Source organism: Desulfobacter sp., from assembly GCF_050177295.1.
In genome coordinates this window covers 1-10755 of sequence record NZ_JBFXHE010000124.1, presented here as the reverse complement: position 1 = coordinate 10755, position 10755 = coordinate 1, and the positions used below count along the sequence as shown (strand labels likewise).

Genomic DNA, 10755 nt, shown 5'->3' with positions numbered 1-10755 from the left:
TTCAGTCAGCTTTAGCTGAGAGCGAGACTTTCAGTCTCGATAGCATTATATGGGCTTCCAGCCCATAGTGGTTGAATTTTTTTGACGGTGGATCAGGGAAAACCTGAACAAACCGCTTCATTCCTTCTTCATTCCTTGACTGATGGCAATGACAATGGTACTTTTGCCATAAACAATTCCAAAACTGTTCACAACGTATCTAAGCAGATTATATCAGGTGGATTACATCAGGAGGTCAGGACATGGAAATTATCGGCATAGATGTGGGGTTTGGTTTTACAAAGGCATATAGCGGACAAAATTCAGTAATTTTCAAATCCCTGATCGGAGATGCAGCGGATATTCAGTTTATGTCATCCATGGGCGATGCCGAACCAACGGATAACCTGCATATCACCCTGGACAATAAAACCTATTTTTTAGGAACCTATGCCGAACGTCAGTCCAACTTGACCGAATATACCCTTGACCAGGAAAAAATGGTGGAAGAATTCATCAAGATACTGGCCCTTGCGGCGGCAGGCATATGCGCCCAGACCCATGGTCCTGTCAATGTGGTAACCGGCCTGCCTGTGGCGTATCTGAAACGGGATACCAGGCGGCTTAAACAGATTATACAGGGTGAGCACGAAATCATCTATCATCACCAGGCCGCACCCGACGAACACAGAAAACTTATCATTGACAGGGTGCATGTCATTCCCCAGCCCATTGGTTCAATCTTTAACCTGATTTTTGACGATTACGGAAAAATCTGCGACAGGGATCTTGCGGCGTCCAAACTCGGGGTGGTGGATATTGGTTTTAAAACAACGGATTTTTCCATTTTTGACCATCTCCAGTACATTGAAAGGGGCTCGTCAACCATGGATACAGGGGTGTCCAAATGCTTTTCCGTGATCGCGGATAAGCTGCGCCAGGAAAGTGGCATCAATATTGAACCTTACAAAATTTTTAAGTTCATTGAATCCGGCGTGGTTAAAATTCGGGGCAAGGAGTACAATGTGCTCAATCTTAAAAAACGCGTGTATACACATGCGGCCTCGGCCATTGCCTCTGATTTGAACCGGCTGTGGAAAAATGACTGGGATATTGACTCTATCATCGTATCCGGCGGGGGGGCTATCCCTTTGGCCGAATTTCTGGTACCATCTGTTGATGGCAATGTGATCCCCATTCCCAAGAGCATTGACGCACGCTTCAATAATGTTCAGGGATATTGTAAGTTCGGTCATTACAAATGGGGAAAAGATAAGAAAACGCCTTCCCGGCAGGCAGCACCGGCCCCTAAAGAAGAGCCTTCAGCCCGGGAAGAGGGACCTTCTTCGGAAGAAACAGATAAAACAGGGAAAGGACTTGCCTGGTTGAGAAGGCAAAACGCTTAGACGCTATATGAACATTGAAACATTAACAAAAATTCTTTCTATGGTGGCTGACGGCGCACTGCCCGTTGGACAGGCGGCAGATCAATTAAAACATTTCTCGTTTGAAGATATCGGCTGCGCCCATGTGGATCATCACAGGGCCCTTCGCAAAGGATTTCCCGAGGTGATTTTCGGGCAGGGCAAAACATCGGCACAGATTATTGCCATTCTTGAAAAACTGGAAAAATCGGAAAACATCGTGCTTGTAACCCGTATTGACCAGGAAAAGGCCGCCACGGTTCTTTCACGGTTTCCCCATGCGCAATATTTTGACGACGCACACCTATTAAAAATAGAAAAACACCCCCCTGCCATTACAGGCCGGGGTACAATCCTCATCGTCAGTGCAGGGACATCAGATATTCCGGTGGCAATGGAAGCCTTTTTAACGGCAAAGGCCATGGGTAACCAGGTAAAAACACTTTTTGATGTCGGGGTCGCAGGCATCCATCGCCTTTTCGCACATCAGGAAGATCTTGAAAACGCTTCTGTCATTATTGTTGCCGCAGGCATGGAAGGTGCCCTGCCTTCGGTGGTGGGCGGCCTTGTCAAAGCGCCTGTAATTGCAGTTCCCACAAGCGTGGGTTACGGCACAAGCTTCAACGGTATGACTGCCCTTTTGGGCATGCTTAATTCCTGCAGTTCAAATATTGCAGTGGTTAATATCGACAACGGATTCGGGGCAGGTTATATGGCCTCGACCATTAACCACGTGGGAGGTGGGTGCTAGACTCTCTGGCGCAGTTCCAGGGCCTCCTTGTTTGTCGGGTCAATTCTCAAAATGCGGTTCAGATAGTCATCGGCCTGGAGAATATGTTTATTGTTGAAATGAATCCGGGCGATCTGAAGTTTGGTTTTAATATCTCCACGCCTGTTGTCATCAACGGTGACAAAGCATTCCAGAGCTTTTTCCTGGTCACCGGTTTCAAGGTAAATGGTGCCGGCCTTATACAAAAGATCAAGGTTGGCAGGATTGTCTTTGACCGCCTGGGCAACCATCTCGGTCACAAACCCATATTCCTGGTTGTCCAGGCAGAGATCAATGATTCTTTCCTGAAGCATCCTGTTGGAGCGGCTTTTTGACATGATACGCGAAAAAAGCGTTCTTGCCTCATTTCTAAATCCGTTAATCAAAAGTGTTTCACCTAGATGAACAGCTGAATCAAAATACCTGGTGCTAAAAGAGAGAATCTCCATGTAAAGCTGGGCTGCCTGTTTAAATGCGCGTTTGTTAATATACAGCTTGGCCAGATGGCTTCGCGAAATTGTATCCTGAGGGTTTACAGCAACGGCTTTTTGAAGACATTTTTCACCGATTTCCAATTTCTGGATCTCAAGGTATAAAAGCCCTAGTTTTCTTAAAATCCGTGATGCATTGGGTTTAAGCCTTAAGGCCTTTCGGGTTTCGTCTATGGCGCCTTCAATATTGCCTGTCTCTTCACACGCCCTTGCCTCAAGCAGGTGAAGTTTTGCCTGTTCCGGGTGGTTGGCAGCCTCAACAACACTCTTTATTTTTGTATCCAGCGAGGCCAGGGTCAATGGTTTAAGAAGATAACCCTCCACTTCGTGTTCTGCCGCCTCGGCCACAATGTCGCGTTCGTTTTCGGCTGTGACCATAATAACAGGTATGTCCCTGATATTAGGGTCCCGGCGGAGGTAGGCCAACATCTGGCTGCCGTTCATTTCCGGCATGTTCCAGTCAACAATGAGCAAGTCACAGGAAGACTTTTTCAGTACACTTAGGCCTGATTTCCCATTATCAGCAAACAGCAACTCTTTGCCTATCTCAAGATTGCGCAGCATTTTGCGCAGGGTCAGACGCATGCTTTTCATATCATCCACAACCAGTATGGTCATGGTTTTCAGATCAATCATAAACGGGCTTCCCTGTTAAACCGGTTCAAGTATTCGGTCATCCTTTCGGGTACATCCAATACATCCGGCTGAATATCATTGCTGGTTTGGGTTTCAATGTCAAGGGCGGCACGCCTTAACTGCTCTGCATTTACATTGGCGGCAGCACCTTTCAACGCATGGGCACAGTCCCTGAGATATTCAGGATCAAAGGGCTCTTTTTTAACAGCCGACACAAGGTTATCAACAAGTTCCTCAACTTCCTGGAAAAATGCCCCAAGAATCTCTGCAGCAAGTTCCTCGTCATTGCCAAATCGTTCAAGAAACCCGGCCCGGTCAAATACAGGCACGGGCGCATTGTTGTTTTCCAAATCAGCGGGGATCCGTTCTTGTTTTTTAACGTCATGAACATCAAGACCCGGCATGTCAAAATTGGGGGTTTCAAACGCCACCGAAGTCACGGTTCCGGACTGATACGCTTCAATCAGTTCAATTAAATCCTGGGGATTGACCGGTTTTGAAATGAAATCATTCATGCCGGACTCTTTACATGCCTGCCGGTCCCTTTCAAAGGCGTTTCCGGTCATGGCAATGATTGGCGTCACTGCAAGCTTTTCTAAGGCTTCATATGCCCGGATCTGACGGCTGGCTTCATAGCCGTCCATTTCCGGCATCTGACAGTCCATGAAGATCAAATCGTATTTAGTATGCTTCACCTTTTCGACAGCCTGGAGGCCGTTGGATACCGAATCGGTCTGGTACCCCTGTTTGCTTATAAATTCCTTTACCGTCAGAACATTGGTTTCAAGGTCATCCACGATTAAAATTTTAAACCCTCTTTTCCTGTATTCTGCAAGGGTATACCGGGTAATAATGGACTGGCTGCTTTTCTGGTAGGCTGGTGAAAGCACTGTGCGGATGGTATCCTGAAGAATGTTCCCGTCCAAAGGAAAGCTTAAAAATGCCGAGAAGCCCAAGTCTTCAAATTCCCTTGCATCCCCTTTCTTACCCACGGCAGTGACGATAATACACGCAAGGCTGTTCAACTCAGGAATCTGTCTGAATTCCCGGCCAATGGCCCTTGCATATTGGTCTGATTCGCTAACCTCCATAATGACCGCATGAAAGGGGGTTGAACTCGTGTTGGCCAGACTGACAAGTTCAATGACCTGGCCGTATTCACAAGTCTTATAATTAAATCCGATCCGGTCAAGCACTCTTGTCAGCCGGGTGCTGGGTTCTGGTTCGTCAGATATGGCAACCACCCTGATTTCGTTCATGGAAATGGCAGACAGATCCTGGACAATCTCTTCGGGCTGCTGTTTTTCAAAGGGGACTTCAAACCAGAACGTGGAGCCTATCATTTCAATGCTGTCCGCACCCACCTGACCGCCCATGAGTTCAATGAACAATTTTGAGATGGATAAGCCAAGGCCGGTACCGCCATATTTTTTGGTAATAGACGCATCGGCCTGAACAAAGGGCGAAAAAAGGCTTTTAAGTACGTCCTCGCTGATACCGATACCCGTATCATCCACACTGAAATGGATTAGCGCGTGTTCTTCTTGATCCTCTTTGAGAGTCACATTCAGGGTAACAGCACCGGATTCGGTAAATTTGATGGCATTGCCTGTAAAATTTAAGATCACCTGGCGTATTCTGCCGATATCGCCTTTGAGCAGTCTTGGCACATCCGTATCAATAGTATAAATAAACTCAAGTCCTTTTTGCCTGGCCTGGAGTTCCGGTAAAGAGACAATATCCTTGATGGCAATTTCAAGATCAAAGGGGCGGATATCAATTTCAATTTTGCCGGCCTCAATTTTGGACAGATCAAGGATATCATTGACAATGCTTAACAGGGCCTTGGCGCTGTTATAGGCAATATCTGCGTGGCGTCTTTGTTTGGCGTCAAGCTTAGAGTCAAGAAGAACATGGATCATGCCTAAAACCCCGTTCATGGGATTTCGTATTTCATGGCTCATGTTGGCCAAAAACCTGTCCTTAACCTCAATGGCATTTTTGGCATCTTCCCGGACCTTTTCAGAAAGTTCCAGGGCCGCTTGCCGATCCCGGATTAAACTTTGTTGTCCTTTGATTAAACTCAAGTGTCTTATGAGCAGCAAAAACAGAGCAGATCCAATCCCTGAAAATAAAATGACAAGAAAAACAAAGCGAACTTTATTGAGATTCAATGCACCCGGGCCCCAGGAAGGACCAAAATAAAAAAAGGCAAGCAGTGCTGCGCAAAGGCCACATGTCATTAAAAAGCCAAGGAGATCATCTAAGAGTACAGCGCCGGCCATGGCCAAGATGAAAAAAAATTGACCCGGGCTGAAAATGCCGCCGGTAAGGCAGACAAACCAGGCAATATATGCCGTAAAAATCAGCACTATACTGCGACCCATAATCACGGGTCTTGGACTTAAAAAGTTGCAGGCTGCCCATATCAGACAAGCCGCAGCTATGGATGGCGCAATCAAAGCAAGCGTGTTCGCATACAGACCAAGTCCTGCCAGGCAGAATACGATTGCTGTCATAATGAATGACAGGCGGATTGATGGATGTTTGTCAGTGATCATGTTGTTTTGTATCAATTTAAATTTAAGGTATTAGGAGCGGATATGAAAATAATATAACGGTCTGCCTGTTTGAATGTCAAACCCTAATTCGTTTATATTGGCTATTTGTCAGGTGTAAATTTTAATTGGGTAAAGGTTTTATTTTTTCTTGACATTAATGTTATTTATATATAATTAATATTGATTAATTAAGAGTAAATATTATGATCAAGATAAATATTATTAACAGCCTGGTAGTCCTTATTATCGTGGAGGTGATTATTGTCACCTCCTGGCGAAGGGGCGATTAGTGGCTTAAATAAGATTAATGAAAAAAAGCCGTTACCAGCCCCGAAGGGGGGCAGGTAACGGCTTTTTTGCTTTTAGGAGACTTTTAAAAAAATGAGAAGAAGCTGCATTGCAACGCAGGGCGTGGCAAGGGCACCCCACCGGGGCCTGCTCAAAGCCTTGGGATACACCGATGTTGAACTTGACCGGCCCCTGATCGGGATTGCCAATTCCGCCAATGAACTGATCCCGGGCCACATGCACTTGGATTCCATTGTCAAAGCCGTGAAGGCCGGTATCTCCATGGCCGGCGGCACCCCCATGGAGTTTTCCACCATCGGTGTATGTGACGGTATTGCCATGAACCATATCGGCATGCACTATTCACTGGCATCAAGGGAACTCATTGCCGACAGCATTGAAGTGGTTGCCACGGCCCACCCCTTTGACGGTATTGTCATGGTGCCCAATTGCGATAAAATTGTTCCGGGCATGCTGATGGCCGCAGCGAGGCTCAACATTCCGGCCATTTTTGTCAGTGGCGGCCCCATGCTGGCAGGTCGCCACCCCCATGACCGGTCAAAGAAAATAGACCTGATCACCATATTCGAGGCCGTGGGTGCAGTACAAAGCGGCAAGATGACCGAAGAAGAGCTTTTGGAAATGGAAAATGCGGGCTGCCCAACCTGCGGGTCCTGTGCAGGCATGTTCACGGCCAATTCCATGAATTGCCTCACCGAAGCCATCGGCATGGGGCTGCCCGGCAACGGCACCATTCCGGCACCCATGTCCAGCCGGTTGCGGCTGGCCAAGCAGGCCGGTATGCAGATCCTCTCTTTGGTGGAAAACAACATTACCCCGGACAAAATCATGACCAGACAGGCATTTATGAATGCCTTGGCCGTGGATATGGCATTGGGCTGTTCCACCAATACAGTCCTGCATCTCAAAGCTGTTGCTGCCGAAGCAGGTGTGGATATCCCTCTGGATTTGATTAATGAAGTGAGCAAAAAAACCCCCCATTTATGCTCACTAAGCCCCGGCGGGAAGGACCATATTGAAGACCTTGACGCTGCCGGCGGCATCCAGGCGATGATGAAGGAACTTAGTGACAACAACATGATCGACACAGGGCTTGTGACAGTCACAGGCAAAACCATTAAAGAAAATCTTGAAAACGTCCGGGTGAAATACCCGGATGTCATCCGGCCGGTGAACGATCCCTATCATAAGGAAGGCGGGCTTGCTGTATTGTTTGGCAACATTGCACCCGAAGGCTGTGTGGTCAAACAGTCTGCGGTTCTGCCTGAAATGATGACTCACCAGGGTCCTGCAAGGGTATTTGAGTGTGAAGAAGATGCCACCACAGCGATCATGGCGCGGCAGATCAATCCGGGCGATGTCATCGTGATCCGGTACGAGGGACCGGCCGGCGGTCCGGGCATGCGCGAGATGCTCACCCCCACATCAGCCATTGCAGGCATGGGGCTTGATGACCGGTGTGCCCTGATCACAGACGGCCGGTTTTCCGGTGGCACCAAGGGCGCCAGCATCGGCCATGTATCTCCGGAAGCCGCCCAGGGCGGCCTGATTGCCCTTGTTTGTGAAGGCGATCAGATCCGCATTGATATTCCAAACAAAGCCATTGAACTGCTGGTACCGCAAGATGAACTGGCATTGCGAAAAGCAGACTGGAAAAAACCCGAACCTAAAATCAAAAAAGGTTATATGGCCCGTTATGCCAGGCTGGTGACATCTGCCGGCAACGGTGCCGTATTTAAATAAAAGGAGCGTATGATGAAACTCACAGGGGCTCAAATCCTAATTAATATGATAAAGGCACAGGGTGTTGACACTATTTTTGGATATCCCGGCGGCGCCACCATTGATATCCATGATGAAATTCTTAAACACGATGACCTGCGCCATGTTCTGGCGCGCCATGAACAGGGGGCCGTTCACATGGCCGATGCCTATGCAAGGGCCCATAAAACCACAGGCGTCGCACTTGTAACCTCGGGACCCGGTGCCACAAATGCCGTAACAGGACTGGCATCCGCCCATTGCGATTCCATTCCCATCGTGGTCTTTACAGGCCAGGTGCCCACAGGCCTTATCGGCAACGATGCCTTCCAGGAAGTGGACATTGTCGGCATCACCCGCCCCTGCACCAAACACAACTACCTGGTCAAAGACCCAAGCAAGCTTGCGGAGATCATCCAGGAAGCCTTTTTCATTGCCGGGTCCGGACGCCCCGGCCCGGTGCTGGTGGATCTGCCCAAGGATGTTGTCCAGGCAATAATTGATTTTCAGATGCCGGGCCCCGTGAAAATGAACACCTACAAGCCTAATTACAAGCCCAATAAAAAGCAGATGACAACGGCTGTAAAAATGATCAAAGAGGCCCGCCGTCCTGTCATGTTTGCCGGCGGCGGGGTCATTTCATCCGGGGCGAGCAAGGAGTTTACCCGGATTGCAAAATTTGCCAATATCCCTGTAACGGCATCCCTGATGGGGCTTGGGGCCTTTCCCGGATCTGATGCCAATTGGCTGGGCATGCTGGGCATGCACGGCACCTACCGGGCCAACATGAGCATTGGCCACAGCGACCTGATTTTTGCGGCGGGTGTCCGGTTTGATGACCGTGTAACCGGTAACCTTGAAAAATTTGCCCCTGACGCAAAAGTTATTCAAATTGACATTGACCCCACATCCATCCACAAGAATGTTGAAGTTGACTGCCCCATTGTAGGGGACTGCAAAATGGCTCTGGCAGATATTGCCGGGCTTATGGAAAAAGAAGCGGCTGAGAATTTTATGAAGGACCGGGATGCATGGCTTCACCGCATCAATGAGTGGAAACAGCTGACACCCTTAAAATATGACCAGTCCTTTGACACCATCAAGCCGCAATATGTGGTTGAAAAACTGTATGAGATCACCAAAGGCAACGCCATTGTCACCACGGAAGTGGGGCAAAACCAGATGTGGGCTGCCCAGTATTATCATTTTGAAAAACCCAACCATTTTATAACATCCGGCGGCCTTGGTGTTATGGGGTTTGGTCTCCCCGCAGCCATAGGCGCCAAGGCAGCGGCGCCTGACAAATTAGTTGTCTGTGTGGCAGGTGACGGCTCAATCCAGATGAATTCCCAGGAACTGATGACGGCCGTAGCTGAAAAACTGGATGTAAAAATTGTCATTTTAAACAACCGGTATCTTGGCATGGTGCGCCAGTGGCAGGAACTTTTCTACAATAAAGTATATGCAGACACCAATATGGAGGCCCAGCCTGATTTTGTAAAACTTGCCGATGCATACGGGGCAACAGGTTTCAGGTGTGATGATCCGGCTAACGTGACCCAGACCCTCAAAACGGGCCTGAATACACCGGGTACAGTAATTATGGACTTTATTGTTGAACGTGAAGAATCGGTCTATCCCATGGTTCCGGCTGGCGGGGCCATCACTGACATGCTTCTGGTTTAAATAAGGATAATTGATATGGAAACAAACAGATATATTTTATCAATTCTTGTGGACAATGAACCGGGTGTGCTGTCCCGGATTTCAGGACTGTTCTCCGGCCGCGGCTTTAACATTGATTCCTTAAGCGTGGCAAAAACAGCAGATCCCCAGGTTTCCGTGATCACCATGGTCACCTTCTGCGACGCGCACGTCATCGAACAGATCAAAAAGCAGTTGCATAAGTTGATCAATGTCATAACGGTTAACGATTTAACGCAAAAAGAGTATGTGGAACGTGAGCTTGCTCTGATCAAGGTCCATGCAAAAACTGAAAAACGGGCTGAAATTATGCGTATGGTTGATATTTTCAGATCCAAAATCGTTGATGTAGGGGCCTCACACTTTATCGTGGAAGTGTCAGGTGATTCCGGCAAAATCAATGCGTTTGTTGAGTTGATGAAGCCCATGGGCATTGTTGAAATTGCGTCCACAGGCACCATTGCCCTGGGCAGGGAGAACGGAAAATGACGGCAGTCAAAGCAAAGAAAAAAGCCCTGCTCTACGACACAACCTTGCGTGACGGGATGCAGGGGGAGAATATTTTTTTTTCCCCCGAGGACAAACTTAAAATCGCCATGCGCCTGGATGATGCCGGGATCCACTACATTGAAGGGGGGTGGCCCGGCTCCAATCCCGGGGCCCAGGCTTTTTTTGATCTGGTCAGGGGCAAACAGTTCAAACAGGCCAAAATCTGTGCATTCGGATCCACACGAAGACAAAATTCAACCTGTGAAAAAGACAGTAACATCAAGGCGCTGATTGATTCAGGTGCGCCTGTGGTTACAATTTTCGGCAAATCCTGGGATCTGCATGTAAGTGACATTATGAACAATACCCGGGAAGAAAACCTTGCCATGATCACCGAGACTGTATCCTATCTTAAGGCCCGGGGCCGTGAAGTGCTTTATGATGCTGAACATTTTTACGACGGATATAAAGCCAATGCCGATTTTGCTTTGGAAACTCTGGAAGCAGCTTTAAAAGGAGGGACCCGCTGTCTGGTGCTTTGTGACACCAACGGCGGCAGCCTCCCCTGTGACATCGACACCATCACCAGGGAAACCATTGCCCATTTCAAGGATTATGAAGATGTCATTTTC

Annotated in this window: 7 protein-coding genes and 1 pseudogene; 6 read left to right on the top strand and 2 right to left on the bottom strand. The window is 48.2% G+C overall.

Features of this window, described 5'->3' with window-relative positions; all coding sequences use genetic code 11:
* Window positions 1-242 precede the first annotated feature (242 nt).
* Together AB7U36_RS10655 and larB are read left to right on the top strand one after the other, a co-directional pair.
* Window positions 243-1385 carry a ParM/StbA family protein gene (locus AB7U36_RS10655; protein ID WP_428159758.1) on the top strand — a complete coding sequence of 381 codons (1143 nt, stop codon included), beginning with the start codon at window positions 243-245 and terminating at the stop codon, window positions 1383-1385.
* A 7-nt stretch (window positions 1386-1392) separates the two neighbouring features.
* Entirely contained in the window at window positions 1393-2154 is a 762-nt protein-coding gene (larB, locus tag AB7U36_RS10650; protein ID WP_428159757.1) for a nickel pincer cofactor biosynthesis protein LarB, read from the top strand.
* Here the strand turns inward: larB and AB7U36_RS10645 are convergent.
* Window positions 2151-3299: a response regulator gene (locus AB7U36_RS10645; RefSeq protein ID WP_428159756.1), complete on the bottom strand. Its 1149-nt coding sequence runs from the start codon at window positions 3297-3299 to the stop codon at window positions 2151-2153. The two genes, larB and AB7U36_RS10645, sit on opposite strands and share 4 nt — an antisense overlap.
* Window positions 3296-5818: a response regulator gene (locus tag AB7U36_RS10640; protein WP_428159755.1), complete on the bottom strand. Its 2523-nt coding sequence runs from the start codon at window positions 5816-5818 to the stop codon at window positions 3296-3298. Before AB7U36_RS10640 ends, AB7U36_RS10645 begins: the two co-directional genes overlap by 4 nt.
* A 423-nt stretch (window positions 5819-6241) precedes the next feature.
* On the opposite strand from AB7U36_RS10640, the gene ilvD reads away from it, so the two are divergent.
* The 4 genes and pseudogenes from ilvD to AB7U36_RS10620 form a co-directional block, all read left to right on the top strand.
* Window positions 6242-7912, top strand: a complete 1671-nt coding sequence (gene ilvD / locus AB7U36_RS10635) for a dihydroxy-acid dehydratase (RefSeq protein WP_428159754.1) — start codon at window positions 6242-6244, stop codon at window positions 7910-7912.
* A gap of 12 nt (window positions 7913-7924) precedes the next feature.
* Complete coding sequence (gene ilvB, locus AB7U36_RS10630; RefSeq protein ID WP_428159759.1) at window positions 7925-9616, top strand: biosynthetic-type acetolactate synthase large subunit; 1692 nt, start codon at window positions 7925-7927, stop codon at window positions 9614-9616.
* A 15-nt stretch (window positions 9617-9631) separates the two neighbouring features.
* Window positions 9632-10123: an acetolactate synthase small subunit gene (gene ilvN, locus AB7U36_RS10625; protein WP_428159753.1), complete on the top strand. Its 492-nt coding sequence runs from the start codon at window positions 9632-9634 to the stop codon at window positions 10121-10123.
* Window positions 10120-10755 (top strand): annotated as a pseudogene (locus tag AB7U36_RS10620) (citramalate synthase); the annotation flags it as partial. The gene ilvN and the pseudogene AB7U36_RS10620, both read left to right, overlap by 4 nt.